Source organism: Methylobacterium sp. 4-46, assembly GCF_000019365.1.
Lineage (GTDB): Bacteria > Pseudomonadota > Alphaproteobacteria > Rhizobiales > Beijerinckiaceae > Methylobacterium.
This window is the reverse complement of record NC_010511.1, coordinates 1142938-1168569: the sequence shown is the minus strand read 5'-3', so window position 1 is coordinate 1168569 and position 25632 is coordinate 1142938. Positions and strand designations below refer to the sequence as shown.

29 protein-coding genes are annotated in these 25632 nt (G+C 74.3%); 10 read left to right on the top strand and 19 right to left on the bottom strand.

All coding sequences use genetic code 11. The features are described from left to right. Positions 1 to 66: 66 nt before the first annotated feature. From M446_RS05005 to M446_RS04965, 9 genes are all read right to left on the bottom strand, one after another. Positions 67 to 963: an ABC transporter substrate binding protein gene (locus M446_RS05005; RefSeq protein ID WP_018262426.1), complete on the bottom strand. Its 897-nt coding sequence runs from the start codon at positions 961 to 963 to the stop codon at positions 67 to 69. A gap of 363 nt (positions 964 to 1326) precedes the next feature. Then, complete coding sequence (locus M446_RS05000) at positions 1327 to 1845, bottom strand: GNAT family N-acetyltransferase (protein WP_012330999.1); 519 nt, start codon at positions 1843 to 1845, stop codon at positions 1327 to 1329. Positions 1846 to 1865: 20 nt separating this feature from the next. After that, positions 1866 to 2720, bottom strand: coding sequence for a 2-keto-4-pentenoate hydratase (locus M446_RS04995; RefSeq protein ID WP_012330998.1), 855 nt, complete (start codon positions 2718 to 2720; stop codon positions 1866 to 1868). 335 nt (positions 2721 to 3055) lie between these two features. After that, positions 3056 to 3241, bottom strand: a complete 186-nt coding sequence (locus M446_RS04990; protein WP_018262430.1) for a hypothetical protein — start codon at positions 3239 to 3241, stop codon at positions 3056 to 3058. A 268-nt stretch (positions 3242 to 3509) separates the two neighbouring features. Then, positions 3510 to 3782: a DUF2312 domain-containing protein gene (locus M446_RS04985; RefSeq protein WP_012330997.1), complete on the bottom strand. Its 273-nt coding sequence runs from the start codon at positions 3780 to 3782 to the stop codon at positions 3510 to 3512. A 233-nt stretch (positions 3783 to 4015) separates the two neighbouring features. Continuing rightward, positions 4016 to 5050, bottom strand: a complete 1035-nt coding sequence (locus M446_RS04980) for an ABC transporter substrate-binding protein (RefSeq protein WP_012330996.1) — start codon at positions 5048 to 5050, stop codon at positions 4016 to 4018. 173 nt (positions 5051 to 5223) lie between these two features. Next, positions 5224 to 6111: an MBL fold metallo-hydrolase gene (locus tag M446_RS04975; RefSeq protein ID WP_012330995.1), complete on the bottom strand. Its 888-nt coding sequence runs from the start codon at positions 6109 to 6111 to the stop codon at positions 5224 to 5226. A gap of 67 nt (positions 6112 to 6178) precedes the next feature. After that, a complete protein-coding gene (locus M446_RS04970) occupies positions 6179 to 8611 on the bottom strand; it encodes a PBP1A family penicillin-binding protein (protein ID WP_012330994.1) in 2433 nt (810 codons plus the stop codon). 6 nt (positions 8612 to 8617) lie between these two features. Next, positions 8618 to 8965 carry a hypothetical protein gene (locus M446_RS04965; protein ID WP_012330993.1) on the bottom strand — a complete coding sequence of 116 codons (348 nt, stop codon included), beginning with the start codon at positions 8963 to 8965 and terminating at the stop codon, positions 8618 to 8620. 155 nt (positions 8966 to 9120) lie between these two features. On the opposite strand from M446_RS04965, the gene M446_RS04960 reads away from it, so the two are divergent. After that, complete coding sequence (locus M446_RS04960; RefSeq protein ID WP_012330992.1) at positions 9121 to 9588, top strand: hypothetical protein; 468 nt, start codon at positions 9121 to 9123, stop codon at positions 9586 to 9588. Positions 9589 to 9590: 2 nt separating this feature from the next. On the opposite strand, the gene M446_RS04955 is transcribed toward M446_RS04960, so the two are convergent. The 5 genes from M446_RS04955 to hemE form a co-directional block, all read right to left on the bottom strand. Then, a complete protein-coding gene (locus M446_RS04955; protein ID WP_012330991.1) occupies positions 9591 to 10295 on the bottom strand; it encodes a 2OG-Fe(II) oxygenase in 705 nt (234 codons plus the stop codon). Beyond that, on the bottom strand, positions 10292 to 11404 hold the full coding sequence (ada, locus tag M446_RS04950; RefSeq protein ID WP_012330990.1) for a bifunctional DNA-binding transcriptional regulator/O6-methylguanine-DNA methyltransferase Ada: 1113 nt from the start codon (positions 11402 to 11404) through the stop codon (positions 10292 to 10294). The genes M446_RS04955 and ada overlap by 4 nt, the downstream gene beginning before the upstream one ends. 462 nt (positions 11405 to 11866) lie before the next feature. Further along, positions 11867 to 12724: an alpha/beta fold hydrolase gene (locus tag M446_RS04945; protein ID WP_012330989.1), complete on the bottom strand. Its 858-nt coding sequence runs from the start codon at positions 12722 to 12724 to the stop codon at positions 11867 to 11869. Positions 12725 to 12737: 13 nt separating this feature from the next. Further along, entirely contained in the window at positions 12738 to 13163 is a 426-nt protein-coding gene (gene hemJ / locus M446_RS04940; RefSeq protein WP_012330988.1) for a protoporphyrinogen oxidase HemJ, read from the bottom strand. Between the two features lie 114 nt (positions 13164 to 13277). After that, positions 13278 to 14351, bottom strand: a complete 1074-nt coding sequence (gene hemE / locus M446_RS04935) for a uroporphyrinogen decarboxylase (RefSeq protein WP_012330987.1) — start codon at positions 14349 to 14351, stop codon at positions 13278 to 13280. Positions 14352 to 14866: 515 nt separating this feature from the next. On the opposite strand from hemE, the gene M446_RS04930 reads away from it, so the two are divergent. From M446_RS04930 to M446_RS38730, 7 genes are all read left to right on the top strand, one after another. Beyond that, positions 14867 to 15697, top strand: coding sequence for a pyruvate, water dikinase regulatory protein (locus M446_RS04930; RefSeq protein WP_012330986.1), 831 nt, complete (start codon positions 14867 to 14869; stop codon positions 15695 to 15697). A 161-nt stretch (positions 15698 to 15858) separates the two neighbouring features. After that, entirely contained in the window at positions 15859 to 16134 is a 276-nt protein-coding gene (locus tag M446_RS04925) for a hypothetical protein (protein WP_012330985.1), read from the top strand. A gap of 130 nt (positions 16135 to 16264) precedes the next feature. Beyond that, positions 16265 to 16897, top strand: coding sequence for a Maf family protein (locus M446_RS04920; protein ID WP_012330984.1), 633 nt, complete (start codon positions 16265 to 16267; stop codon positions 16895 to 16897). Between the two features lie 45 nt (positions 16898 to 16942). After that, the gene (locus M446_RS04915) at positions 16943 to 17806 is read left to right on the top strand and encodes a shikimate dehydrogenase (RefSeq protein ID WP_012330983.1); all 864 of its coding nucleotides are present in this window, start codon (positions 16943 to 16945) and stop codon (positions 17804 to 17806) included. After that, positions 17803 to 18417, top strand: coding sequence for a dephospho-CoA kinase (coaE, locus tag M446_RS04910; protein ID WP_012330982.1), 615 nt, complete (start codon positions 17803 to 17805; stop codon positions 18415 to 18417). Before M446_RS04915 ends, coaE begins: the two co-directional genes overlap by 4 nt. Positions 18418 to 18533: 116 nt before the next feature. Then, positions 18534 to 19250, top strand: a complete 717-nt coding sequence (gene dnaQ / locus M446_RS04905; RefSeq protein WP_012330981.1) for a DNA polymerase III subunit epsilon — start codon at positions 18534 to 18536, stop codon at positions 19248 to 19250. Between the two features lie 90 nt (positions 19251 to 19340). Then, positions 19341 to 19469, top strand: a complete 129-nt coding sequence (locus M446_RS38730) for a hypothetical protein (protein ID WP_012330980.1) — start codon at positions 19341 to 19343, stop codon at positions 19467 to 19469. On the opposite strand, the gene M446_RS04900 is transcribed toward M446_RS38730, so the two are convergent. Further along, a complete protein-coding gene (locus M446_RS04900; protein WP_012330979.1) occupies positions 19453 to 20340 on the bottom strand; it encodes an amidohydrolase family protein in 888 nt (295 codons plus the stop codon). The two genes, M446_RS38730 and M446_RS04900, sit on opposite strands and share 17 nt — an antisense overlap. After that, positions 20333 to 21646: an MFS transporter gene (locus M446_RS04895; RefSeq protein WP_012330978.1), complete on the bottom strand. Its 1314-nt coding sequence runs from the start codon at positions 21644 to 21646 to the stop codon at positions 20333 to 20335. The genes M446_RS04900 and M446_RS04895 overlap by 8 nt, the downstream gene beginning before the upstream one ends. A gap of 491 nt (positions 21647 to 22137) precedes the next feature. Here M446_RS04895 and M446_RS04890 point away from each other — a divergent pair, with 491 nt between their 5' ends. Next, positions 22138 to 22578: a MucR family transcriptional regulator gene (locus tag M446_RS04890; protein ID WP_012330977.1), complete on the top strand. Its 441-nt coding sequence runs from the start codon at positions 22138 to 22140 to the stop codon at positions 22576 to 22578. A 77-nt stretch (positions 22579 to 22655) separates the two neighbouring features. On the opposite strand, the gene M446_RS04885 is transcribed toward M446_RS04890, so the two are convergent. Both M446_RS04885 and M446_RS04880 read right to left on the bottom strand, forming a co-directional pair. Continuing rightward, a complete protein-coding gene (locus M446_RS04885; RefSeq protein ID WP_012330976.1) occupies positions 22656 to 23129 on the bottom strand; it encodes an SRPBCC family protein in 474 nt (157 codons plus the stop codon). Positions 23130 to 23252: 123 nt separating this feature from the next. After that, positions 23253 to 23639 carry a hypothetical protein gene (locus M446_RS04880; RefSeq protein ID WP_012330975.1) on the bottom strand — a complete coding sequence of 129 codons (387 nt, stop codon included), beginning with the start codon at positions 23637 to 23639 and terminating at the stop codon, positions 23253 to 23255. Between the two features lie 294 nt (positions 23640 to 23933). Here M446_RS04880 and M446_RS04875 point away from each other — a divergent pair, with 294 nt between their 5' ends. Continuing rightward, a complete protein-coding gene (locus tag M446_RS04875; RefSeq protein WP_012330974.1) occupies positions 23934 to 25205 on the top strand; it encodes an alpha/beta hydrolase in 1272 nt (423 codons plus the stop codon). 31 nt (positions 25206 to 25236) lie between these two features. On the opposite strand, the gene M446_RS04870 is transcribed toward M446_RS04875, so the two are convergent. Next, positions 25237 to 25623 carry an Hpt domain-containing protein gene (locus M446_RS04870; protein ID WP_018262445.1) on the bottom strand — a complete coding sequence of 129 codons (387 nt, stop codon included), beginning with the start codon at positions 25621 to 25623 and terminating at the stop codon, positions 25237 to 25239. Between the last annotated feature and the right edge of the window lie 9 nt (positions 25624 to 25632).

The following is a 25632-nucleotide window of genomic DNA, read 5'->3' as shown; positions in this document are numbered from 1 at the left end:
CAAACCGGACGTGATCGTGCGGACAGCGGATGAGACGGGATCCGCTTCGATCGACCGGATCCCGGATCACTCGATCACCGTGTCGGCGCCGCTGAGCAGCGCCGTCGGAACGGTCACGCCGAGGCGGTGGGCCGCCCTCAGATTGACGAACAGCTCGACCTTGGTGACCAGCTGGACGGGGAGGTCGGCGGGCCGCTCGCCCCGGAGGATCCGCCCGACATAGAAGCCCGCCTGACGGTGCGACTGCATGAAGTCGCCGCCGTAGCTCATGAGGCCGCCCGCCAGCGCGAAGTCCCGCGACTGGGTGATGGCCGGCAGGCCGTGGCGCAACGCCAGGTCGGCGAGGGGCTGGCTGCGGTTCGCGAAGTAGGGATCCGAGGTGAAGACCACGCCGCTCGCCTTCCGGGCGGACAGGGTCGCGAACAGGTCGGGAAAATCCCGCTCGCGATCGGCGTCGTAGACCTGCAGCTGCACGCCGAAGCGCTGCGCCGCGTCGTGCAGGGAGGCCAGCTGGGAGCGGACGGTGGGGCTGGTCGGGTTGACGATCACCGGGAAGGAACCGGCCTGCGGCAGGCATTCGTGCATGAATTCCAGTCGCTTGCGGGACAATTCGACGCTCAGGCTGGAGACGCCCGTGATGTTCCCGCGCGGCTGCGCGAGGTCGTCCACGACGCCGAGCGCCACGGGATCGCCTCCCATCTCGAAGACGATCGGGACGGTCGCGGTCGCCTCCTTGGCCGCGAGCGCGATCGGTGCGCCGCCCGGTGCCGCCAGGACGGCGATCCGGCGCTGGACCAGGTCCCGCGCGAGGGCGGAGAGCCGATCGTACTGGCCCTCGGCCCAGCGGAACTCGATCGCGAGGTTTCGGCCCTCGCCGTAGCCCGCCCGGGCGAGGCCCTCGCGGAACGCCGCGAGGCGGCTGGCATAGGGGCCGGGCGATTCGGGCCCGAGATAGCCGACCACCGGCATCGGAGAGGACTGGGCGCGGGCCGGGCGCGGCAGGAACGCCGCGGCCCCGAGGCCGCCGAGCAGCGCGCGCCGCGGCAGGCAAGCGGCGCCGTCGGGGGATCGCGGCGGGCCGGAGGATGGTCCGGAGCGCGGACCCTGATTGCAAGGCCGTGACGTCGCCATCCCGGAACGCCCGAGGAAGCTCGATGCTGGATCGGCACCTTATCAGATCTTGCGCCGGCTTCGAGCCGGTGATCGCTCACCGTCGGACGGAGCGCGGAGGATCCGCGGCCAAGCGCTCCGGCGCCTGCCAAGGCATGAGCTGCCAAGTCATCACCTGCCAAGTCATCACCTGCCAAGTCATCACCTGGCAGGTCATCACCTGGCAGGTCGTGAGCCTGCCACGTCGTGATCTGGCAGGTGATGAGCCTGCCAGGTCATGAGGACGGCGTCCCCGCCATAGGCGGCGAGATCCGCGCCCGCCTCGGCCGCGCGAAAACCCCGGCGCGTCCAGAAGGGCAGGCTCGCATTCACCGCGACGAGCGCGGCGCGGCCGCTGTGGCGCCGGGCGCGGGCGAGGAAGCGGGCGACCCCCTCCCGCGCCGCGCCGCTCCCCCGCGCGGCGGGAAGCAGGGCGAGGTCGTGCAGGAAGGCCCGGCTGCCCCGCGCCGGGGGCGCCAGCACCCGGTTCAGCGGCGGGATCGACTCGTCCCAGGGATGGCCGGCGAGGTAGCCCCGCACCTGCGCCCCGGCGGCGAGGACGAAGGAGAAGTCCGCCCCGAAGGCGAGGCGGGAGCGCACCGCCTCCAGGCTCTCGTGGAGCGGGGGCGGATAGACCTCGTTCCCGATCCGGTGCACGGCCGGGAGGTCGTCGGCCCGCATCGGGCGCCACCGCATCGCGTCTCCGGCCGGATCGCTCACGCGAAGGCGACCGTGACGCCCGCCAGCGGCAGGCCGTCGAGCCGGGTGCTCCAGGTCTCGCCCGGGGCGACCGGCAGCGCCCGCGTCAGGGTGCCGGTGGTGACCACCTCGCCGGCGGCGAGGGGCGGGCTCTCCGGATCCTCGGCCAGCACCCGGACGAGGTGGCGCAGGGCCGCCAGGGGTCCGCCGCCGAGCACGTTCTCGGCCCGGCCCCGATCCGCCTCGGCGCCGTCGCGCAGGAGCGTGATCCGGAAGCCCGCGAGGGACGCGCCCCACGCGGCGGCGTTCGCCGGGGTGACCGCGGCCGGCGGCCCCATCAGCAGGGCGCCGTGCAGGCCGAAGGCCGCGACCGTGTCGGCGGCGGTGAAGCGCCAGCCGGGAAACAGCGACTGCACGACCTCGAAACCGTGCGCGACGAAATCCAGGCAGCCGAGGAGGGCCGCCTCGTCCATGTCCGGCTCCGGCGCGCGCGCGAGGCCGAGGACGATCTCGGGCTCGATGCGCGGCTCGACGGTCCGCGCCAGGGAGAAGGTACCCGCCAGCCCCTCCGGGCGGTGCAGGGTCGTGTCGTAGACGTAGCCCCAGATCGGCGCGCGGACGCCGTACTCGTCCCAGATCGTGGTGTTGGTGAAGCCGATCTTGCGCCCGACCGCGCGCTCGCCGCGCGCCTCGCGGATCCGGCGCACGGACGCGGTCACCCGGTACGCCTCGTCGAGCCGCAGGCCGGGGCCCTCCGCGCCGAGGGGCGCGATCTGCCGCCGCTCGTCCAGGGCGGCCAGCACCGCGCGCGCCACCGCGTCGGGCGAGGGCGCCTCGCGGTCCTCGGCCGGGGCTCGTTCGCTTCCGCTCACAGATCGACTCCTTCACGAGGTCCGACGCGTCTCTCGCAGACCTCGCCGACCGTGGCCACCCTCGCGCGGCTCGGCGGCGGCCCTTCGCCGGGGATCAGCCTTGCGCCCGGGCAGGGCGGAACCGGCGGAGGCCCGGCACGATGCGCACGGCCCGCAGGCCGAGCGGATGATCGGGCCGCTCACGACCTCGCGGTGGCCCGGGAGGAGCGGCACGCCCCCATCCGGCTCCCGCCGACGGACGACACGGCGCGGCGGCACCACTCCCTTGGAAAAGCAAGAATACCGACGAACGATCTTGGCCGTCCAGCGGACGCGATCCTCGCGATGATGAATTCCTACTTTACGCCCTCTTTCGCCTTGCCCTGCTTTACACCTTCAGTTTGAACGTAGAATTCGTACGCACCGGCAGAGACATGCTCGAGCTCGGCGTCGTTCATCTCAGACTTCTGATGCTCTTGCGCATCGTGGGACTGCCCAGCCTCGCGAGAGGGCAGTTCCTTCGCAACCGAGGGCTTGACCATGGAGCTTCTCCGGTCCCGGAGCGGTGTCGCCCGCGATGGTAATCGCGTCGGCGGGAAAAATCATGGGCGACGCGGAGATCTGCGGGCCGTCGCCGCGTTCGCCGACGCAGCCGGCGGGTTCGCCCGGACCGTCGGCGATGCGGGGAGGGGGCGCGGCTCGGACCGTCCGCGTGCCCCCGACCGGACGCGGCCGCCCGCACGCGGTGCCGGACCGGACGGGGCCCGCCGCGCGTGAGGAGGCCCCGCCCGGCGGGGCCTCCACGGGGGCTCAGGCCGCCCGCGCGCTCGGAACCGGCGCGGGCGCGTCCATGGCCCGCAGGTAGACGTCGAGCAGCGTCTCGTGCTCGTCGCGCTCGTCCTGGTCCTGTTTGCGCAGCTTGATGATCTCCTTGAGGATCTTCACGTCGAGGCCATCGCTCTTGGCCTCCAGGAAGACCTCCTTCTTGGCCTCGTTGAGGTCCTTGATCTCCTCTTCGAGCTTCTCGATCCGCTCGATGATGGTGCGGATGCGGTCGCCCGGAATGCCGGCCGTGTCGCCCATGGGTTCTCCTCCGGTGGGGTCGCCCGGCAGCGTCGGGGATCGCGGTAAGCGAGGCGTTAACGGCGACCGCCGGTCGCGGGATGCAGCCGGCGCCGCGGCCTCGTACGCCATCCGGTTGATGGCTTCGCCATCTTCCATTTCGGCCATGCGGATGTCGGCTTCGCTCAGGCGCCGCGCTCAGGCGCCGCGCAGGCGCGTGAGCCGGGATTCGCTTCGATCAAGCGGATCCCGGATCACTCGATGACCGTGTCGGCGCGGGCGAGCAGCATGGTCGAGACCGTGATCCCGAAGCGCGAAGCGGCCCCGAGATTGAGCACGAGTTCGTACTTGGTCGGAAGCTCGACAGGCAGGTCCGCCGGCCTGGCGCCGCGCAGGACGCGGTCCGCGAAGGCGGCCGCCTGGCGCCAGGTCGCGCTCAGGTCGATCCCGTAGCTCACGAGGCCGCCCGCCTCCGCCAACTCGCGCGCGCCCGCGACGGTCGGGACGCGCGACGCGAGGGCGAGTTCGGCGATCCGCGCGCGGTGGGTGATGAACAGCGCGTCCAGCAGCACGATCACGAAGCCGGCGGAGTCCCGCGCGAAGGTCGCGAAGGCGGCATCGAGGTCCGCCGGGGAGCGGGCCTCGACCGGGATCAGCCGCGCCCGCAGCCGGTCCGCATAGGCCTGCGTGTTCTCGCGCTGGAACGGGATCACCGGATTGGCCGGGTTGACCAGCATCCCGATCCGCGTGACGCCCGGCAGCATCTCGCGGGCCACTTCGAGCTGCTTGCCGAGGAGGGTCTCGAAGCTGATCAGCATGCCCGTGACGGTGCCGCCCGGGCGGGCGAGGCTGGTCACCAGCCCGGCGCCGATCGGGTCGATCAGGGTCGCGGACACGATCGGGCGCTCCGGCATGACGCGCTTGGCGGCCAGGGCCGCGGCGGTCGTCGAGGTCACCACGAGGTCCGGGGCGAGCTGCGCGAGATCCTCCGCGAGGGGCCCCAGGCGCTCGATCCGGCCTTCGCTCCAGCGCAGGTCGAAGGCGACGTCCCGTCCCTCGGCGTGGCCGAGTTCCGCTAGCCGCCGCCGGAACGCCGCCACGAAGGCGCCGTGCGAGTCCGGCGACCCCGTGACGAGGATTCCGATCCGGCGCGGACCGCGCTCCGCGCGCGCGCCGAGGGGCCACGCCGCCGCCGCGGCGCAGAGCGGGATCAGGTCGCGCCGCCGGATCGCCCGCCTCACGGGCGCGCGCGCCGCGGCCGGGATCGCCGGCGCGAACGGCCCTGGCATGGGGCGCCTCCCCGGATGTCGCTCACCGGGACGCAGCATACCCGCCGGGGATGGCGCCGCGAAGCCGGTCGGACCGCCGCCGGGACATCGTCCCGCCTCGGCCGCCCCGGCCGGGCCGCCGCGACCGGGACTGCGCGTTGTCGCGGCCCCGCCCGGGGCCCGCACCGCACCCGTCAGGTCGGTCGGTAGGCCGACCCGTCCGCGGCCCGCGCCGGCTCGGCGACGTAGCGCCCGTCGCGCGGCACCGCCACGATGGCGAAGTCGCGCACCAGCGCGTCGAGCCCCTCGCGCAGGGCCGAGCCCTTGAGCGGACGGCCGTGGCCGGTGACGGCGGTCTCGGGCCGCAGCCGCGCCAGGGCCTCGACCGAGGCCCGCGCCGCCTCCCAGTCGATCGTCAGGTAGCGGGGCGGCCCGTGCAGCTCGGTTTCCTGCACGGCGACGGCGTAGATCGATTCCTGGGCGGTGGTCACGAAGGCGTCCCCCGCCACCAGCATGCGGTCGTCCGGGCGCCAGAACGAGACGTGGCCCGGCGAGTGGCCCGGCGTGTGCAGCCAGCGCCAGCCCGGCAGGGGCGGGACGCTGCCGTCCTCCGGCAGCAGGCGGAGGCGCGCGCCGACATCCACGGGCTTGGTCGGGAAGAGCGGCGAGATCAGCGCGAACAGCCCGCCGCCCACCCGCGGATCCGGCGGCGGACAGGCGGCGCTGCCGTCGAGATAGGGCGTCTCCAGCCCATGCGCGTAGACGGGCGCGTCCCAGGCCTCCGCCAGATCCTCCAGCGCCCCGACATGGTCGAAGTGGCCGTGGGTCATCAGGATCGCGGCCGGCCGCGCCCCCGCGCCGAACCGGGCCGCGGCGGTCTTCTCGATGGTGCCGCGCGAGCCCGGGATGCCCGCGTCGACCAGCACCCAGCCGCGGTCGCCCGCGCCGGGCGGGCCGAGATAGACCACGTTGACCAGAGTGTGGCGCTGGTAGGCGACGTCCGGGGCGATGGCGTGGGTGCCGTCCGGACCGGCCGGCCCGTCGGCTCGCGCCTCGGGGGAGATCGGGATCTGCTGCGCCATGCCGGGACCTCGCCAGAAGGGACCCGGTTCAATGCTCCCTAGGAGTATGTGTTCCGGCGGGGACGGGCTACCGCCGCCAGATGCCGATCCGGTTCGAGCGCGCCTGCTCCTCGGCGGCGAGCAGGTCCGGCGTCGCGTCGGCGCCGGCCCGGCCGCCGCCGTTGAACAGGACCAGCTCCGAGAGATCCTGCCCGTCGAGGCTGCAGCGGTAGGCGCCGGCCTCCGCGGGCGTGCAGGACACGTCGCGGCGGCGCAGGTAGCGGCCGAGCTCGCGGGCGTTGCGGCCGGACAATCCCTCCACGCCGAGGAGCCGCACGGTCTGGCCGCCGAGGTCGAGGGTGCCGGTATCGACGACCGAGGGCGTGCCGCGCAGGAGGCCGCGCTCCGGCCGCGCCTCCGCGTCGGGATCGGCCGCCGCCGCCTCGGGCCGGGCCTGCGGCCGCTCGGGCTTGGGCGCCCGGGCCTTGGCGGCGCGGCCGCGCACCGCGATGGCCTGGGTGACGAAGTCGCGCCAGATCGCCGCCGGCATGTCGCCGCCCGTCACCCCCGCCATCGGCGCGTTGTCGTCGTTGCCGAGCCAGACCCCGACCACGATGTCCTGAGTGAAGCCGATGAACCACGCGTCGCGATTGTCCTGGGTGGTCCCGGTCTTGCCGCCCGCGGGCACGGCGACGCGGGCGCCCTTGCCGGTCCCCTCCCGCACCACGGCGGCGAGGAGGTCGAGCATCCCGGCCCGCGCGGCCTGGTCGCGGGCGGGGGTCGGCGCGGCGGCCGGGCGGGTGTAGAGCACCTGGTCGCGGGCCGCGATCTGCCGGATGGCGTAGGGCTCGACGCTCTCGGCGCCGGCGGCGAGCGCCGCGTAGGCGCGGGTGAGGTCGAGGAGCGTGGTCTCGGCGGAGCCGAGCGCGAGGCTCGGCAGGTTCGGCAGGTCGGACTGGATGCCGAGTCCCCGCGCGGTCTCGATCACCGCCGGGATCCCGACCGCCTCGGCGAGCTGCACCGCCACCGTGTTGATCGAGTGGGCGAAGGCCGTGCGCAGCGTGACCGCGCCGCGGTAGCGTCCGCCGTAATTCTCCGGCTCCCACTCGCCGATCTGGGTCGGGCGGTCGACCATCACCGAATCGGGCCGGTAGCCGTTCTTCAGGGCCGTCAGGTAGACGAAGAGCTTGAACAGGGAGCCGGGCTGGCGCCGGGCCTGCGTCACCCGGTTGAACTGGCTCTCGGCGTAGTCGCGCCCGCCCACCAGGGCGAGGATCGCCCCGTCCGGGCTCATCGCCAGGATCGCCCCCTGCGAGACCTTGCGGCGCTCGCCCGCCTCGTCGAGGTGGCGGGCGAGCACGCTCTCGGCGATGTTCTGCAGGGTGAGGTCGAGGGTGGTGCGCAGCGCGGCGTCGGCCGGGCCGGCTCCGATCAGGGCCTTGGCCTGGTCCGCCACCATGTCGACGAAGTAGTTCGTGCCCACCGGCGTCTCGGTCGGCACCTGCACGGTCGCCGGGTGCCGGCGGGCCTCCTCCGCCTGCTCGGGCGTGATCGCCCCGGTCTCGACCATCGCCTCCAGCACCTGGGCGGCCCGGCCGCGGGCGCCGTCGAGGTTGCGGTGGGGGGCGAGCTGCGAGGGCGCGCGCACGAGGCCGGCCAGCATGGCGGCCTCGCTCAGGGTCAGCTCGCGGGCGGATTTGCCGAAGTAGCGCTGGGAGGCCGCGTCGGCCCCGTAGACGCCGGCCCCGAAATAGGCGGTGTTGAGGTAGCGGGTGAGGATCTCGTCCTTGGGCAGCTGCGATTCGAGCCAGAGGGCCAGGATCGCCTCCTGCACCTTGCGCTTCAGGGTGCGGTCCTGCGACAGGTAGCTCATCCGCACGAGCTGCTGGGTCAGGGTGCTGCCGCCCTCGCGGGTGCCGCCCGCGGCCGCGTTGCGCAGGGCCGCCCGGAGGAGCCCGCGCAGGTCGACGCCCCGATGCGTGAAGAAGCGCCGGTCCTCGATCGCCACGATGGCCTGGGCCAGCACCTGCGGCACGTCGCGCGGCGCGAGCTTGGCCCCCTTGATGACGCCGCGGGTCGCGAAGGCCTCGCCGCCCTCGGCGCGCACCACCAGGGCCGAGGCGGTCGGCTCGACCACGAGGCCGCCATTCACCGGCAGCGTCGCCAGCGCGTAGACCAGGATTACGCCGAGGAGGGCGAGGCCGAGGGCGAGGCTGCCGGCGAGCACGCGCAGCCACGGCACGCGGGCGGCGGCGCGCCGGAGCGGGTGCCAAGCCGCCCGGAAACCCGCCGTCGCACCCGCCGCGGCCCGGCGCGCCGCCGGATGCGAGGCGGCGCGGGCGGCCCGCCCCCGGATCCCCGCGAGGCGCTCGCGCAGGCGGGACAAGGCGGCGCGGATCCTCCCGGTCCTCGCGCGCGGCGCGGGCCCCGTGCCGCCCGCGGGCGCGTCGGGAGCCGGGGCGGCGCCGAGGTCGAGCCAGTCGCGCCCCCGCCCGGGCGCTCCCCGCGGCCCCTCCGGCATCGCGGCTCAGCGGCCCGCCGCCTGGCGCGGCTCGATCCAGGAATGGCCGGCCGGGCGGCTGAAATGCAGGGCACGGCCGTGGAGGCGCCGGTGGTGCCCGTGCGCCCGATGATGCCAATGCCGCCGATGATGCCAGTGGCGGCGATGGTGCCAGTGCCGCCGGTGATAATGGTGGCGGCGCCAGTGCCGGTGACGCCGCCAGTGGCGGTGGCGGCGCCAGCGCACCGTCTCGACGGTCGAGGGCTGGTCGAGGGCCACGGTCACGGCGGCCCGGGGAATGAGCGGCGAGGCGCTCGCCCAGCCGCACAGGGCCACGAGGAGGCCGAAGGCCAGCATCAGGTGACGGGCGCGCACGCACACCTCCGGGTCGCGGGAATGACGGACGCGTCCACAACGCCAAGCTCGCGATTGCGTTCCGACGCGCGCGCGCTCTGACCGGCGCGGGCGACCGCGCCTTGACGGCGGCGGGTTTCGCGGCAGTCTCGGGCGCGCCAGGGAGGAGACCGATCGTGAGCTTTCGCCCGTTCCTTGCCGTGACCGTCCTCGTCGCCCTCGCCGCGCCGGCGGCGGCCCAGCCGAAGCCGAAGCCGAAGGCGCCGCCGCCGAAGGAGGCGGCCCCGCCGCCCGACGCCTCGGCGGGCCTGCTCTTCCCCTGCCGGAGCGAGAAGGAGACCTGCTACGTCGGCGTGCCCAAGGACGGCAAGCTCACGGTTCTCTTCACCAACGACCCGAAGGGCGCGGAGATCTCCGGCCGGGCGCTCGCCGTCGCGGGCGAGGGGCCGAACGCGCCCGACCTCGCCACGAACGACGGCAAGGTCGTGATGATGGTCGGCACCTACGATCCCAAGGCCGGCCTGACCAAGGCCGAGATCGTGGACGTGGCCGGTCCCCTGGTCGCCTTCGCGATCAAGGCCTCGCTCGGCGGCGGGGACGAGCAGCCGGCCGCGCCCCCGCCGCCCGCCCCGAAGCGGCGCTGAGGTCACGCCGCGTCGTGGAAGATGAGGCCGGTCGCGCAGCGCTCGCCGGTGCGCACCCGGCTCACCCCGTGCCGGAGGGCGACCCGGTAGGCCCCGCGGCCGCCCTGCACCGGGCGGTGATGGACCGCGAAGATGACCGCCTCGCCCTGCGCGAGGGGCACCACCTCGGCCCGCGACTGCATGCGCGGCCGCTGCTCGGTCAGCACGAACTCGCCGCCCGTGAAGTCCCGCCCCGGGACCGAGAGCAGGATCGCGACCTGGAGCGGGAAGATCTGCGGGCCGTAGAGGTCCTGGTGCAGGCAATTGTAGTCGCCCGGGCCGTAGCGCAGCAGGAGCGGCGTCGGGCGGGTCTGCCCGGCGGCGCGGCACTGGTCGAGGAAGGCGGCGTGGTCCGGCGGGTAGCGCAGGGCCGAGCCCAGCGTCGCGCTCCACCGGTTGGCGAGCGGCGCGAGGCGGGAGTAGAGCGCACCGCGCAGGGCGGCGAGGGGCTCGGGGAGCGGATAGGCGAAGTACTTGTACTCGCCCCGGCCGAAGCCGTGACGGGCCATCACGATCCGGCTGCGGAAAGGAGCCTCGTCGTCGTAGAGCGCCCGCAGCCGCGCGCAGGTCGGCCCATCGAGGAGGCGGCCCGCGGCGGCGCAGCCGTGGGCGTCGAGATCCGCCGCGATGCGCGGCCAGTCGAGGGCCCCGACGGCGTCCGGGCTCATCGCTCGCCCTCCGGCGCGGTCGGCTCGCGGCAGCCCGCTTCGCGGGCCAGGAGGGTGCGCTTGCGCTCGACGCCCCAGCGGTAGCCCGAGAGCGCGCCGTCGTGGCGCACCACCCGGTGGCAGGGGATCGCCACCGCGAGCGGGTTCGCCCCGCAGGCCTGCGCGACCGCCCGCACGGCCCTGGGCTCGCCGATCGCGCGGGCGATCTGCGTGTAGGTGGCGGTCTCGCCCGCGGGGATCGCCCGCAGCGCCTGCCAGACCCGCTGCTGGAAGGCGGTGCCGATGATGTCGAGGGGCAGGTCGACGCGGCCCGCTTCCGGCGCCTCGACGAGGCCGACGACCTGCGCCACCAGCGCCTCGAAGCCGGGATCGCCGCCGATGAGGTCGGCCTTCGGGAAGCGGTTCTGGAGATCCCGCACCAGCGCCTCCGGATCGTCCCCGAGCAGGATCGCGCAGAGGCCCTTGCCGGTCGCCGCCACCAGCACGCTGCCGAGCGAGCAGGGGCCGACGGCGAAGCGGATCGTGGCGCCCTCGCCGCCCCGGCGATAGGCCGTGGGCGTCATGCCGAGGCGGGAGGGGGCGGCGGCGTAGAAGCGGCTCGACGCGGCGTAGCCCGCCTCGAAGATGGCCGCCGTGACGCTGTCGGCCTCGCGCAGGAGCCCCTCGGTGAGCCGCGCGCTGCGGCGCGCGGCCGCGTAGGCCCTCGGCGTGACGCCCGTCACCCGCTTGAAGACCCGGTGGAAGTGGAATGGGCTCTGGCCCGCCGCGCGGGCGAGCGCGTCGAGGGAGGGCGGGGTCTCGGCCTCGTCGATCATCCGGCAGGCCCGGGCGACGGCCTCGGCCTGGCGCGCGGCGGGGGCCGCCTCGTCCGGCCGGCAGCGCCGGCAGGGCCGGAAGCCCGCCCCCGCGGCCTCCCGGCCGCTGGCGTAGAAGGCGACGTTCTCGGGGCGCGGCGTGCGGGCCGGGCAGCTCGGCCGGCAATACACGCCCGTGGTGCGCACGGCGTACACGAAGGTGCCGTCCGCGGCGGCATCGCGCCGGACGAGCGCCGCGTAGCGCGGATCGCCCGCCGGGCGCGCGCGCATCGGATCGAGGTCGGGGAGGGTCATGGGGAGACGCTCATGGGGACGCTCATGGGGACGCTCATGGGGACGCTCATGGGGACGCTCATGGGGACGCTCATGGGGACGCTCATGGGGGACGCTCATGGGGACGCTCATGGGGACGCTCATGGGGGACGCTCATGGGGATGGTCCTGCGGGCGGCGGCGGACGATCCGCGCCCGCCCGCCGCGATGCCGCCACTCTGGCGCGGACCCGCCCCGGCCCGCATCCCGGCGCTTGCGCCCGAATTCGTCCGCCCCGCGCCCGGCCTCGGACGGGGCATCCGACATCCGAGGGATTGCTTCGCCATCTCCCCTTTCGGCCATGCGGATGTCGGCTTCGCTCAAGCGCCGCGCGGGCTTGTCATACGACATCCGACGGATTGCTTCGCCATGCGGATGTCGGCTTCGCTCAAGCGCCGCGCGGGCTTGTCATCCGCATTCCGGACGTGATCGTCCGGACAGCGGATCAGGGGGCCAGGATGGCGGCCGCCACCGCCTCCGGGTGCTCCTCGTGCGGGGCGAGCGCTCCCGGGACGGTCGCCCGGGCGACGAGGCCCGTCGCCAGCAGCGCGTCCATCTCGGCGCCGGAGCGCCGCGGCGCGGCCTCCGGCCTCAGCACGCGCACGGGCGGCAGGCCCGGGCCGAACAAGCTCAGGAATTCCTCGCGGGTCGCCGCAGGGTCGAGGGCGCCGGTGACGAAGGCGGCCGTCCCGAAGCGGGCGCCGGGCTGGTGCGTCACCCGCCGCTTGGCGGCCAGCACCGCCGGCGTGACCCGGGCCGGGTCCGCGTAGACGTGGGCGCGCATCATCCGGGCGACGACCGGCGTGCTCAGGTTCACCCGGTAGAGGAGGTGGCCGAGAACCGGCGCCTCGACGGCCCGGCGCAGGCGGGCGTAGAGCGGGCGCCGCTCCGGTCCCATGGCGGTGGGGAGCGGGCCGCGCCAGGTCGGCGCCACCAGGACGAGCCGCGCGAAGCGGCCGGGATGGCGCCGCGCCGCGGCCGCGAGGTAGGGCGCCGCGTGGCCCGCCGCGACCCCGATCGCGAAGGGGCCCGGAAGGGCGGCGAGCAGCGCGTCGAGCACGCCGTGCAGCGCGGCCGGCGAGAGCGGCAGCCGCGCCCGCGGCTCGGCGCCGAAGCCCGGCCAGTCGGGGATCAGGCAGCGGAAGCGGCCGGAGAGGCGCTCGGCCAGGGGCCGCATCTCCTCCCGGGTCGCGATCGAGGACAGGGCCGGCAGCAGCAGGGCGTCCGGGCCGGAGCCGATCACGTCGCAGCCGACCGAGACGGTGCGGTCCGGCAGCGTCAGGGTGAGACGGCGCGTCTCCATGCGGTCGCCCTCCTCAGAACGGCTTCACGATCGCCAGGATCACGATACCGATCATCAGCAGCGTCGGCACCTCGTTGACCACCCGGTAGAAGGTCGGCGCCCGGGTGTTCCGGTCGGCCGCGAAGTCCTTGACCATGCGCGCGAACCAGCCGTGCAGGCCGCTCATCGCGAGCACCAGCGCGAACTTGGCGTGGAGCCAGCCCTGCGCGTAGGCGCCGCTCATCCAGGCGAGGGTCAGGCCGAGCACCCAGGTCGCGATCATGGCCGGAGTCATGATCGCCTTGGCGAGGCGCCGCTCCATCACCTTGAAGGTCTCGCCCTGCGGCGAGCCCGCCGGCAGGCCCGCGTGGTAGACGAAGAGCCGCGGCAGGTAGAGCATGGCGGCCATCCAGGCGATCAGCGCGACGACGTGCGCGGCCTTGATCCAGAGATAGAGCATCGGTCTCCCGGCAGGACAGAGATCCAGGGATCACGCGCCGAAGCGGTGGCCGGTGCGGCGCCGGCAACGATGCGGCCACACCGATCCAAGCAGAATCGAAACGGGCCATCCTGCTCAGCGCCGCAGCCGCGCGAGCATGCGCTCGACATGGGCGATCGGCGTCTCCGGCGTGATGCCGTGGCCGAGATTGAAGATGTGGGGCAGGCCCGCGGTCGCGGCGAGGATCGCGTCGACCGCCGCGTCGAGCGCCGCCCCGCCCGCGATCAGCGTGTGGGGATGCAGGTTGCCCTGGGTGACGGCGCGCCCCGGCAGCCGCCCGCGCAGGGCAGCGAGGTCCACGTCCCAGTCGACCCCGACCGCGTCGGCGCCGGTCGCGGCGAGCGTCCGGGCATGGCCGTCGAGGCCGGTGCCGCGCGGGAAGACGATGACGCGCGCCCCCGGCACCCGCGCCCGCAGGCCGGCGACGATCCGGGCGATCGGCCCGAGGCTCCAGCGGGTGAGCGCGTCGCCGGCCTCGCCCTCCGGCATCCCCGGCAGGGTGCCGCCGTGGCTCTCGAAGATCTGCACGGCGTCCGCCCCCGCCTCGATCTGGCGGGCGAGGTACTCGGTCGAGACCGCGACGAGCCGCTCGATCAGCCCGTCGAGGAGCGCCGGATCCCGGGCCGCCAGGGCGCGGGCCGGGGCGAGGTCGGGGGTGCCGCGCCCGCCGATCATGTAGCTCGCCACCGTCCAGGGCGCGCCGCAGAAGCCGAGCAGGGTGGTCTCGCGGGGCAGCGCCGCGCGCAGGCGGCTCACCGTCTCGAAGACCGGGGCGAGGTGGTCCATCACCCGCGCGTCGCCGGCCCCGCGCAGGGTCCCGAACGCCGCCGGGTCCTCGAGCGCGTCGAGGCGCGGCCCCTCGCCCTCGACGAAGCGCACGCCCTGGCCGAGGGCGTGGGGCACCACCAGGATGTCGGAGAACAGGATCGCCGCCTCGAAGCCGAAGCGGCGGATCGGCTGCAGCGTGACCTCGGTGGCGAAATCCGGCGTGTAGCAGAGGTCGAGGAAGGAGCCGGCCTTCGCCCGCAGCTCCCGGTATTCCGGCAGGTAGCGGCCCGCCTGCCGCATCATCCAGGCCGGAGGAGGGGACAGGCTCTCGCCGCTCAGAACCCGCAGGACCGGCCGCGCCTCGCGCTCGCTCTCGCCCATCTCCCCCGCGCCTCCCCCAAAGCCCCTCGGCTTCCCCCTATGACCGGAGAGCGGCCAGGATACCAGCCCGACGCGTCGTCGCCCGCCCGCCGGCCCTCCGCAAGCCGGTCCCGGCGCGACCCTCTCGGACGAGAAAAAAAGAAGGAAAGAAAGACTCTTGAGTCTGATTCTTCTTCTGGACCCCCGAATCCCGGGGGGTGCGCGGCGTCCACACCCCATCCCCACCGCGGCGCCGTTAAGAGGCCTTTAACGGATTGGCTCTAGGTTTCAGGGATCGCGAGGCTCGCGAGGAGCTTGCCCGGGGGAGCGGTGCGGAATCGCCGGACGCGTCCCGGATTCTCCCACGCGGCCCGTCCGGCCTCAGCGCCGCCGCGCGCCTGTTGACAGCGGAGTCGACAAACCGCGCGCCTCCTCGCCTGGACCTGGCTGATCGGCCGGATTATCCACACTGATCGACTCCCTGAAGGCCGAATGTGGACGAACACGCGGCGGGACGTCGGCCCCGGGGAGCGATCGTGGTCCGCAGCTACTTCCATCTCCATCTCGTCTCCGACTCCACCGGTGAGACCCTGATCAATGTCGGGCGCGCCGCCGCCGCCCAGTACGAGGGCGTCTCGGCCATCGAGCACGTCTATCCCCTGGTGCGCTCCGCCGCGCAGCTCGAGCGGGTGATCAACGAGATCGAGCAGGCGCCGGGGATCGTGCTCTACACGCTGGTCGGCCAGGACCTCACCGAGCGCCTGGAGGAGGCCTGCCGGGCCACGAGCTCGCCCTACCTCTCCGTGCTCCAGCCGGTGCACGGCCTGCTGCAATCCTATCTCGGGGCGCATTCGACGGCGCGGCCCGGCGCCCAGCACATGCTGAACGCCGAGTACTTCAAGCGCATCGACGCGATGAACTTCACGCTCGCGCACGACGACGGCAACCTGCCGCTCGACCTCGACGACGCGGACGTGATCCTGCTCGGCGTCAGCCGCTCCTCGAAGACGCCGACCTCGATCTACCTCGCCAATCGCGGCCTGAAGACCGCCAACATTCCGCTCGTGCCCGGCGTGCCCCTGCCGCCGGCCCTGGAGGCGGCGCGCAAGCCCCTGATCGTCGGCCTCCTCGCCTCGCCCGAGCGGATCGTCCAGATCCGGCAGAACCGGCTGCTCAGCCTCAAGGCCGACGATTCCACCGCCTATGTCGACCACGAGGCGGTCGCGAACGAGGTGGCGGTCTCGCGCCGGCTCTTCGCCAAGCACCGCTGGCCGGTGATCGACGTGACCCGCCGCTCGATCGAGGAGACGGCCGCCGCCATCGTCGAGTTGCACCGGGAGCACCGGCTCAGGTTCATCGCCGAGTAGCGCCGCGGCGGCCGAAGGGCCTCGGCCAAGGTGCCTTCGCCTGACGGCCAAGGTGCCTCGGCCTGACGGCCAAGGTGCCTTGGCCTCACGGCCAAGGTGCCTTCGCGCGGCCATCTTCGGGGCCATCAATCGCGGCTCTCCACCGCAAGGGGCGCTCGCCGATGACCTCCCTTCCTCCCCTCCCGTTCGCGCCGGGCCTGCGCGTCGTGCCCGCCTCGGGTCCGGTCCTCGACCTCGCCACCGTCGAGGAGGCGCGCCGCTTCGTGGAGCGCGAGCGCCTTCCGGTGGTGCGCTCGGGCATCCACTGGCTCGACGTGCACAAGCGCCTCCTCCTCGCGCAGGCGACCCGGCGGGAGGCCGACGTGGAGGCCGCCCGCGCCGCCCTGGCGGAGGCCCTCCGGCGCGACGCCGGCGGCCGGCTCACGCTGGCGGCCTGACCAGGGCGGGTGCGCCGCGCGGTCGCCGCCGAACCGGCGGCCGCTGCGCTGCGCGACGCGGGGCCCGGGCGCTTGCGGTTTCGTCCGGAACCGGCAGAGAGTGCCGCATGGTTCTCTCCGGTTCCGGCCCATGACCGCCCCGCCCGCCCCGGCGCCCTCGCCCTGGCGGGGCTCGGCCCCGCTCCTCCTCGCCTCGGCCAGCGCGACCCGCCGCGCCCTCCTCGAAGCCGCCGGGCTGCCGGTCGAGACGCGCGCGTCCGGCATCGACGAGCGCGCCGTCGAGGCGGCCTGCGGCGGCCTGCCGCCCGCCGACCTCGCCCTCGCCCTGGCGGAGGCGAAGTGCGCCGCCGTCGCCCGGGACGCGCCCGGGCGGGCGGTGGTCGGGGCCGACCAGGTGCTCGATCTCGACGGCACGCTCCTCCACAAGCCGGCCGATCTCGGGGCGGCGCGGGCCCATCTCGCGGCGCTGCAGGGCCGCAGCCACGCGCTCCATTCCGCCGTGGCGCTCGCCCTCGACGGGGCTGTGGCGGAGCGCTTCGTGGTGAGCGCCCGCCTGACCCTGCGCCCGCTCGACGGGGCGGCGATCGACGCCTACCTGGCGGCCGCCGGGCCGGCCGTCGCCGCGAGCGTGGGCGCCTACCAGCTCGAAGGGCTCGGCATCCACCTGTTCGAGCGGATCGAGGGCGACCACGCGACCATCCTCGGCCTGCCGCTCCTGCCCCTCCTCGCGCGCCTGCGGGCGCGGGGTCTCCTGAGCTTCTGACCCATGACCTCCCTCCCATGACCCCCCTCCCATGACCCCCCTCCCATGACCTCCCTGCCGAAGGCCTTCGTGGTCGGCCACCCGATCGCCCATTCCCGCTCCCCCCTGATCCACGGCCACTGGCTCGCGGCGCACGGCCTCCCCGGACGCTACGAGCGGGTCGACGTGGCGCCCGAGGCCTTCCCGGCCTTCCTGCGGGACTTCCCGGAGCGGGGCTTCGTCGGGGGCAACGTGACCATCCCGCACAAGGAGGCGGCCTTCCGGGGCGCCGCTCTGCTGACCCCGCGGGCCGAGCGCATCGGGGCCGTCAACACCCTGAGCCTCGACGCCGCGGGCCGGCTGCACGGGGACAACACCGACGCGCCGGGCTTCCTCGCCCATCTCGACGCGAGCCTCGGCGCGGATTGGCCGCGGACCACCGGGACCGACGCGGGCCGGGCCGTCCTGGTGCTCGGGGCCGGGGGCGCGGCCCGCGCCATCCTGGTCGGGCTCCTGGAGCGCGGCCTGCCGCATCTGCGCGTCGCCAACCGCACGGCCGCGCGCGCCGAGGCCCTGCGCGCCCTCGACCCGACCCGGATCGAGGCGGTCGCCTGGGCGCATCTCCCGGCGCTGACGGGCGGGACGGGGCTCCTCGTCAACACCACCTCGCTCGGCATGGCGGGGGCGGGCGCCCTCGACCTCGACCTGTCGGGCCTGCCGCCGGAGGCGGCGGTCGCCGACATCGTCTACGTGCCGCTGGAAACCCCGCTCCTCGCCGCCGCGCGGGCGCGGGGGCTGCGCGCCGTCGACGGGCTCGGCATGCTGCTGCACCAGGCGGTGCCGGGCTTCGCGCGCTGGTTCGGGGTGACGCCGCGCGTCACCCCGGAGCTGCGGGCCCTCGTCGTGGCGGATCTCGAGGGGCGCCGGTGACCCGGCCCTTCATCCTCGGCCTGACCGGCTCGATCGGCATGGGCAAGAGCGCCACGGCGGCGATGTTCCGCGCCCGCGGCGTCCCGGTCCACGACGCGGATGCCTGCGTGCACGCCCTCTACGGGCCGGGCGGCGAGGCGGCGGCGCGGATCGGCGAGGCCTTTCCCGGCACGCTGGCGGCGGACGGCGCGGTCGACCGCGCGCGCCTGCGCGCCGCGGTGCTCGACCGCCCCGACCGCCTGGGGCGGCTGGAGCGCCTCGTCCACCCGCTGGTCCGCGAGGCGGAGGCCGCCTTCCTGGCCGCCCATGCGGGGGCGGACCTCGTCGTCCTCGACGTGCCGCTGCTCTTCGAGACCGGGGGCGAGGCGCGCTGCGACGCGGTCGCGGTGGTGACCGCACCGGCCGAGGTGCAGCGCGCCCGCGTCCTGGCCCGCCCCGGCATGACCGAGGCGACCTTCGCGGCGATCCTGGGCAAGCAGATGCCGGATGCCGAGAAGCGGCGGCGCGCCGACGCCCTCATCGAGACCGGCGAGGGCTTCCCGCGCGCGCAGGCCCAGGTCGACGCGCTGATCGCGGCGGTGCGGGCCGGGACCCTCGCGCGGCGGCCTTGAGCCGAACCGGCGACCCCTGCGGCGAACGCGGCCGAGGCCTCGGCGGACGGGCATCGGGCGCAGGGCCGGGGAAAGGATTTCCGGTTATCCGGAGGGGACCACCACGGGGAGCCGGCATGCTGCGCGAGATCGTCCTCGACACCGAGACCACCGGGACCGACGCGAAGACCGACCGCCTCGTCGAGATCGGCGGCATCGAGCTCCTCAACCACATTCCGACCGGACGGGAATTCCACCGCTACATCAACCCGCAGCGCCCGGTCTCGCAGGGCGCGCTCGCGGTGCACGGCCTCGCGGACGCGTTCCTGGCCGACAAGCCGCCCTTCGCCGCGATCCTGCCGGCCTTCCTCGATTTCTGCGGCGACGCCACCTTCGTCATCCACAACGCCGCCTTCGACGTCGGCTTCCTCAACGCCGAGTACGCCCGCCTCGGCGACGCGGCCCCGCCGGCCATCGACCTCGCGGGCGTGGTCGACACCCTGGCGCTCGCCCGGCGCAAGCATCCGAACGCCGCCAACAATCTCGACGCGCTGTGCGCCCGCTACGGGATCGACAATTCCCGCCGCACCAAGCACGGGGCGCTCCTCGACGCCCAGATCCTGGCCGAAGTCTACATCGAGCTCCTCGGCGGCAAGCAGACCAGCCTCGGCCTGACGCTCGACGTGGCGAGCACCGTCCGGGTGGCGACCCTGGGCGGACCCGCCGCCCACGTGCCCCGCGCCGTGCGCAGCCGCCTGACGCAGGCCGAGCGCGAGGCCCACGCCGCCTTCACGGCCGGCCTCGGCGGCGGCGCGATCTGGCGCGACTACATCGGCGAGGACACCGCCGGATAAACTCAGGGTGGGTATTTTGGCCGGGGCGCGAACCCGCGCCCGGGCGGGACGTTGGGCCGGGGTCGAGACCCCGGAGAGAGACGCGAGCCGATGGCCCTGCCCAGCGACAAGCCCGAGAGAACCACCAATCGGGTGCGCCCGGCCCTGTTCGGGCTCGTCCTGCTGGTGATCGCGGTCGCCCTGGTGATCTACGCGATGGGCTTCAGCCCCCGGGGCTGACGGCCGGGAAGCCGTAGAGCCGGGCCGGGTTCTCCACCAGGACGCGGTGGCGGGCGGGCTCGTCCGGCACCCACACGGCCAGGAGGTCGAGGAGGTCGCCGACATTCGGCATCGGATCCCAGTGCGCCACGTGCGGCCAGTCCGAGCCCCAGACGCAGCGCTCGGGCGCCGCCGCCATCAGGGCGCGGGCGAAGGGCACCGTGTCGGAATAGGGCAGGGGCTGCGCGCTCATCCGGTAGGCCCCCGAGAGCTTCACGAAGGCCCCGTCCCGCACCAGCCCCACGAGGGTCCGGAAGCCCGGATCCTGCGTGCCGCAGCCCGTCGGCATGTGCCCCATATGGTCGACGCAGAAGGGCACCGGCAGCCGCGACAGCCGGTCGGCGAGCGGCGGCAGCTGGCGGGCGTCGATCAGGAATTGCAGGTGCCAGCCCATCTCGCGGGCGAGCGCCCCGTAGGCCTCGACCTGATCGAAGCCGATGCCGCCGCCGTACAGGACGTTGAGGCGCAGGCCCACCACGCCCGCCTCCTTGAGGGCCGCGAGGTCGCGATCGGGCAGGCCGAGGGGGATCACCGCGATGCCGCGCAGCCGGCGCGGATGGGCGCGCAGGGTCTCGACCATCAGCCGGTTGTCGGTGCCGTGGACGCTCACCTGCACCAGCACGCCGTAGGTCATGCCGGTGGCGTCCAGCATGGCGAGGTAGGCCTGCGGGGTCGCGGCGGGCGGCGTGTAGCTGCGGGCGGCCACGAAGGGGTAGGCGGGGGGCAGCCCGATCACGTGGGCGTGGGTGTCCGTCGCGCCGGCCGGCACCGCGAAGCGGCGGGCCGCGCGGGGATGCGGGTCGGGGCCGGGGCAGTCGCGGATCTCAGGCATCGGCGTGCAGCACCTTCCCGCGCGTCTCGGGCAGCGCGAAGGCCGCCAGGAAGAACACCCCGTAGGCCGCGGCGGCGAAGATCGCGATCGCCGAGGCGAGGGACATCCCGGCCGAGAGGTAGCCGACGAGGGCCGGGAACAGGGCCCCGATGCCGCGGCCGAAATTGTAGCAGAAGCCCTGGCCCGACCCGCGCAGCCGCGTCGGGTAGAGCTCGGTCAGGAAGGCCCCCATCCCCGAGAAGTAGCCCGAGGCGAAGAAGCCGAGGGGGAAGCCCAGCACCCACAGCACGGCGTTCGAGAGCGGCAGCTGGGTGTAGGCCAGGACCACCGCGATGGCGCCGAGCGAGAAGATCAGGAAGAGGGGCCGGCGCCCGAGCCGGTCGGCGAGCCACGCCCCCACGAGGTAGCCGGCGAAGGAACCGACGATCAGCGCCGCGAGGTAGCCCGTCGAGGAGACGATCGAGAGGTGGCGCTCCGTGGTGAGGAAGCGCGGCAGCCAGGTGGTGATCGCGTAGTAGCCGCCCTGGCAGCCCGCCGCCATTAGGGAGGCGAGCAGCGTGGTGCGCAGCATCGGTCCCGAGAAGATTTCCCAGAGGGAGGGGCGGTCGCCCGCCGCCGCGGCCCGCGCCCGCGTCTCGGCCGCGACCTGCGGCTCCTGCACGTAGGCCCGCAGGTAGAAGACCAGTAGGGCCGGCGCCGCGCCGATCACGAACATCCAGCGCCACGCCGTCTCCGGCGGCAGCGCGGAGAACAGCACCGCCTGGGCCAGCACGGCGAGGCCCCAGCCGACCGCCCAGCCCGACTGCACGGAGCCGACCGCCCGGCCGCGATACTGCGCCCGGATCGTCTCGCCCATCAGCACGGCGCCCGCCGCCCACTCGCCGCCGAAGCCGAGGCCGAGGAGGGCGCGCGCGACGAGCAGCTGCGTGAAGTCCTGCGTGACGGCGCAGACGAGCGAGAAGACCGAGAACCACAGGATGGTGATCTGCAGCGTCAGGACCCGGCCGATCCGGTCGGCGAGGTAGCCGGCGAGCCAGCCCCCCAGCGCCGAGGCGAGCAGCGTCACGGTGGCGGCGAGCCCCGCCGTGCCGGCATCGACGCCCCACAGCTTGATGATGGTGCCGATGACGAGGGGGTAGATCATGAAGTCCATGCCGTCGAGCGCCCAGCCCGACGCGCAGGCCCAGAAGGTGCGGCGCTCCGGCACGGTCATGTCCCGGTAGAACGCCGCGAGGCTGGCATCCTCCACCGGCACATTGAGGGCGTCGGGCTCGCCCGCGGGGGCACGCGTCTGCGTCGAACTCATCGGGCGTTCCTCGACTTGGTTCGATCCGGGCCGATCGCCGGCGGTGAGAGCGGCGCCCGCCTCCCGTCGCGTCCGACGGCTTTCCGGGGCGGGACCGCTGCGCGCCCCGCCGTCCCGTGCTCTAGCCCCCCTGCCGCGCCGTCAGGCAATCCCGCCCGCTCCCCGGGGCGCGTCGGCGGCACCAGGCCGAAGATCGGCTCGCTGCGGCCCTCGTCGTTATCCTTTGTTAAAACATCCTGTCGGCCGCGCCCGGAGGGCCGGAATAAACCGCCCGAAGAGAGGTCGGCCGGCCGGTCTGATGCCCCAGAATCGGCCGTCTGGAACCTCGCCCCCGCGGCGGGCGGTTCCTTGGACATCCGTATGCCCTACCCCTGTATACAATGGGGTTCAATCTAGACTGGGAAAACGGACTCACGGCCTTGTCTTTTTCTCCGCGATTACCTAAGGCCAGAATCGTTCTTTGGTTCACCAAGCCTTAAGGTCGTGGGCGCATGGACGGCACAAGCGACAAACGGGAATCGGCGATCACGCTCACGGCCGACGTGATCTCCGCTTATGTCTCCAACAACCACGTGCAGACAGGGGAGCTCGTCCGGCTGATCCGGGAGGTGCACAGCGCCCTCGTCGGGATCGCCGAGGGGGTCAGGCCGGCCGAGCCGCCCCAGAAGGCGACGGCGGCGGAGATCCGCCGCTCGATCAACCACGACTTCCTCATCAGCTTCGAGGATGGGAAGCCGTACAAGACGCTCCGGCGCCACCTGACGATGCGGGGGCTGACGCCGGAGAGCTATCGCCGGAAGTGGGGCCTGCCCCCCGACTACCCGATGACCTCGGCGAGCTATTCCGAGCAGCGCTCGCAGCTCGCCCGGACGCTCGGCCTCGGCCAGCAGCGCCGCCGCCGCGGTCAGGCGGAGGCGGCCGGAGGGACCTGAGGCGAGCCGCCCGCCTCCCGCCCGCGGGCGGGAGGCGGGTCGGCGACCCGACGTCCCTCGGCCCTGCCCGGGCCGTCCTACTTCGCCTTCGCGGCCAGGGCGGCCAAGCCGGAATCGTAGATGCCCTGGATGGCGCCCTTGGCGGTGGCGTCGTCGGCGCCCTTGGCCTTGAAGGAGCCGGACCAGCTCACGGTCGAGCCGCCCCCCGCGGGCTTGACCGCGATGGTCGATTCATAGCCGGATACCGGCAGCGGGCTCTCCAGGATCGTGTAGGTGTAGCTCATCGCCTTGTCGTCGCGGCGCACCTGCTCCTCGACGATGGTGCCGCCGCCCTTGAGGCTGAGCGTCCGGATCGGCTTGCCGCCCTTCTCGGAGAGGACGCATTTCTCGACGGCGGGGTGCCACTGCCCGATGCCGCAGAAATCGCCGATCGTGGCCCAGACCTTGGCGGGCGGGGCGGCGATGTCCTGGGTCTTGGAGGCTTCGAGGGCGAGCGCGGGAAGCGCCGACAGCGCCAGGAGCGCGGCGGCGGATGCGACGGTCTTGATCATGCGGGGTTCCTCCGGCGGAGGGGCCTCGGTGGCGGGCCCCTCCCGCGGGGGCTCAAACTAGAGCATTCCCGGGCCGGGAGAACTCCATTGTCCGCCAGACAATAGGACGAGATCCGGCGAGGCTCAGAAGCGCCCGCCGACCCCGACCGCGCCGCCGGAGCCGAGGGAGGGCTGCAATCCGCCGCCCCCGCCGCCCGACGGCTTGTAATCCTCCAGGTCCTCGCGGCGGATGCGGCGGGCCTGGGAGTCCGCGCCGCCGGCCCCGCGGGCCGCGGTCGGGATGTTGAGGCGCCGCGTCGGCTCGCTGGCCACCACCTGGTCGGGATCCGTCGCCGCCGCGCTCCGGGCCGGCGTGCGCAGATCCGCGCGGGCGGAGGGGGGCGGGCCGATCTCCCCCGCCGGGAGGACGCCGCCGGTCTGGGAGAGCGGGTTGTTGACGCAGCCGCCGAGGAGCGCCGCCGCGGCGGCGAGGCTGATTCCGGCGAGCCGGGCTCTGGTGCGGACGAACATCGGTCTCCCCGCTGGTCTCGTCAGGGTCCCGGTCAGCGCAACCGGGTCAACCCCATTCGGCTCCTCCTAACGGCCGGTTGCGGCAAAGGCCAGACGGCAACCCGGGCCGGGGCCCGATCCCCGCCGGCCGTGGTGACGGCGACACGCCGCCGGCTCCCGATCCGCGCCGTGCCGCGCGCGCAAGCGCCCTTGCCCGCGCCCTTGCCCGCGCCCTTGCCCACCTGGCCCGGTGCGTGCATTCGTGCTCGCTGCGCGCCGCCCGCGAAGACGCTCCCGGACGAAGAGGCTCCGCCCATGATCCGTCGGCCTGCCGTGACGCTGTCCACGGCCCTGCTCCTCGTCGGGGCCGTGCCGGCAGTGCGGGCCCAGACCCCGGCGGCCCCCCAGGCGCCTTCGGCCGGCGCGCAAGCGCCCGCGGCCAGCGTCCAAGCGCCCGCGGCCAGCATCCCGTCGCCCGCGGCCAGCATCCCGTCGCCCGCGGCCAACGCGCCGGCGGCCGGTCCGCAGGCGCCGACGGCGAGCGCACCGGATTTCGCCCGGCTCGAAGCCGAGCAGAGCGCCGCCAATGGCAAGCCCGGCCCGCGGACGGTGCCGGGCCGGCGCATCCCGGTGCCCGGCACGGTCAGCCCGGAATTCCAGGCGGCCATCGCGGCCCCGTACCGGTCTCCGGCCTGGAACGCCAACCCGGACGGCGTGGCCGAGTGGAAGGCCCTGGTCGCGCGGCTCGCTGCCCAGGCGGCCGCCTCCCTGCCGGCCCTGCGCGAGCGCCTCGGCGTGATCGCGACCCCGGAGGTGATCGGGGGCGTGAAGGCCTGGATCATCGCCCCCCGGGACCTGCCCGAGCGCAACCGCAACCGCCTCCTCGTCCACATCCACGGGGGCGGCTACGTCCACAACCCGGGCGAGGCCGGCACCGTCGAGGCGGTGCTGATGGCGGCGTTCGGCGGCTTCACGGTGATCTCCTTCGACTACCGCATGCCGCCGGACGCGCCCTTCCCGGCCGCCCTCGACGACGCGATGGCGGTGTGGAAGGCCGCGCTCACCCTGCAGCGCCCCGAGAACATGGCGGTGTTCGGCACCTCGACCGGGGGCGCCATGACGCTCGCCCTGATGCTGCGGGCCAAGCAGGAGGGGGTGGCGCTGCCCGCCGCCATCGCCCCCGGCACGCCCTGGTCGGACCTCACCGAGACCGGCGACAGCTACAAGGCCAACGAGTGGCTCGACAACGTGCTGGTCTCCTACGAGGGCACGCTCACCCACGTCGCCCGCCTCTACGCCGCCGGGCACGACCTCAAGGACCCGCTCCTCTCGCCGATCTACGGCGATTTCCGCGGCCTGCCGCCCGCCATCCTCACCACCGGCACCCGCGACCTCTTCCTGTCGAACACGGTGCGCACCCACCGCAAGCTGCGCCAAGCCGGCGTCGAGGCCTCCCTCCAGGTCTTCGAGGGCATGAGCCACGCGCAGTACCTGTTCAACCCGGACGCGCCCGAGACCCGCGAGGTCTTCGGCGAGATCGCGGCCTTCTTCGACCGCACCCTGGGGACCGAGCCGCGCGGGCCGTAGGGGCCGGCGGGCCCGAGGCCCCCGGCGGGCCTCAACCGGCCGGGTCTCCCGCCCCGCCCTGCCGCACGGTGCGCAGGGCCGCGGCCGTGAGGTCGCGGATGCGGCGGATCCCGGCGAGCCGCTCCTCCAGCGGGATGCCCGCCTTCGCGGCCTCCTCCAGATCCCGGCAGGTCTCCGAGAGGCGCGGGCAACCGAGGAGGCCGGAGGTCGAGATCAGGGCGTGGGCCTCCCGCGCCACGCGCTCCCGGTCCGCCCCATCCTGGAAGGCGGCGTCGAGCTGCGCGATCAGCCGGTCGAGCAGCCGCGCCGCGCCGGCCTCGCCGACGAGGTCGAGCGTGTCCGCGTAGGCGTGGCGGTCGTGAATCGGCAGATGGGCGAAGCGCGGATCGGCCGAGGGGAGGGGAGGGACGTCTTCCATCAGGACATC

Excerpts from the sequence above, each read along its gene's own strand:
- M446_RS05000 (WP_012330999.1), bottom strand. The coding sequence starts at position 1,845 with ATGCGGTGGCGCCCGATGCGGGCCGACGACCTCCCGGCCGTGCACCGG.
- M446_RS04990 (WP_018262430.1), bottom strand. The coding sequence starts at position 3,241 with ATGGTCAAGCCCTCGGTTGCGAAGGAACTGCCCTCTCGCGAGGCTGGG.
- M446_RS04985 (WP_012330997.1), bottom strand. The coding sequence starts at position 3,782 with ATGGGCGACACGGCCGGCATTCCGGGCGACCGCATCCGCACCATCATC.
- M446_RS04980 (WP_012330996.1), bottom strand. The coding sequence starts at position 5,050 with ATGCCAGGGCCGTTCGCGCCGGCGATCCCGGCCGCGGCGCGCGCGCCC.
- M446_RS04975 (WP_012330995.1), bottom strand. The coding sequence starts at position 6,111 with ATGGCGCAGCAGATCCCGATCTCCCCCGAGGCGCGAGCCGACGGGCCG.
- M446_RS04970 (WP_012330994.1), bottom strand. The coding sequence starts at position 8,611 with ATGCCGGAGGGGCCGCGGGGAGCGCCCGGGCGGGGGCGCGACTGGCTC.
- M446_RS04955 (WP_012330991.1), bottom strand. The coding sequence starts at position 10,295 with ATGAGCCCGGACGCCGTCGGGGCCCTCGACTGGCCGCGCATCGCGGCG.
- ada (WP_012330990.1), bottom strand. The coding sequence starts at position 11,404 with ATGACCCTCCCCGACCTCGATCCGATGCGCGCGCGCCCGGCGGGCGAT.
- M446_RS04945 (WP_012330989.1), bottom strand. The coding sequence starts at position 12,724 with ATGGAGACGCGCCGTCTCACCCTGACGCTGCCGGACCGCACCGTCTCG.
- hemJ (WP_012330988.1), bottom strand. The coding sequence starts at position 13,163 with ATGCTCTATCTCTGGATCAAGGCCGCGCACGTCGTCGCGCTGATCGCC.
- hemE (WP_012330987.1), bottom strand. The coding sequence starts at position 14,351 with ATGGGCGAGAGCGAGCGCGAGGCGCGGCCGGTCCTGCGGGTTCTGAGC.
- M446_RS04925 (WP_012330985.1), top strand. The coding sequence starts at position 15,859 with ATGACCTCCCTTCCTCCCCTCCCGTTCGCGCCGGGCCTGCGCGTCGTG.
- M446_RS04920 (WP_012330984.1), top strand. The coding sequence starts at position 16,265 with ATGACCGCCCCGCCCGCCCCGGCGCCCTCGCCCTGGCGGGGCTCGGCC.
- M446_RS04915 (WP_012330983.1), top strand. The coding sequence starts at position 16,943 with ATGACCTCCCTGCCGAAGGCCTTCGTGGTCGGCCACCCGATCGCCCAT.
- dnaQ (WP_012330981.1), top strand. The coding sequence starts at position 18,534 with ATGCTGCGCGAGATCGTCCTCGACACCGAGACCACCGGGACCGACGCG.
- M446_RS38730 (WP_012330980.1), top strand. The coding sequence starts at position 19,341 with ATGGCCCTGCCCAGCGACAAGCCCGAGAGAACCACCAATCGGGTGCGC.
- M446_RS04900 (WP_012330979.1), bottom strand. The coding sequence starts at position 20,340 with ATGCCTGAGATCCGCGACTGCCCCGGCCCCGACCCGCATCCCCGCGCG.
- M446_RS04895 (WP_012330978.1), bottom strand. The coding sequence starts at position 21,646 with ATGAGTTCGACGCAGACGCGTGCCCCCGCGGGCGAGCCCGACGCCCTC.
- M446_RS04890 (WP_012330977.1), top strand. The coding sequence starts at position 22,138 with ATGGACGGCACAAGCGACAAACGGGAATCGGCGATCACGCTCACGGCC.
- M446_RS04885 (WP_012330976.1), bottom strand. The coding sequence starts at position 23,129 with ATGATCAAGACCGTCGCATCCGCCGCCGCGCTCCTGGCGCTGTCGGCG.
- M446_RS04880 (WP_012330975.1), bottom strand. The coding sequence starts at position 23,639 with ATGTTCGTCCGCACCAGAGCCCGGCTCGCCGGAATCAGCCTCGCCGCC.
- M446_RS04875 (WP_012330974.1), top strand. The coding sequence starts at position 23,934 with ATGATCCGTCGGCCTGCCGTGACGCTGTCCACGGCCCTGCTCCTCGTC.
- M446_RS04870 (WP_018262445.1), bottom strand. The coding sequence starts at position 25,623 with ATGGAAGACGTCCCTCCCCTCCCCTCGGCCGATCCGCGCTTCGCCCAT.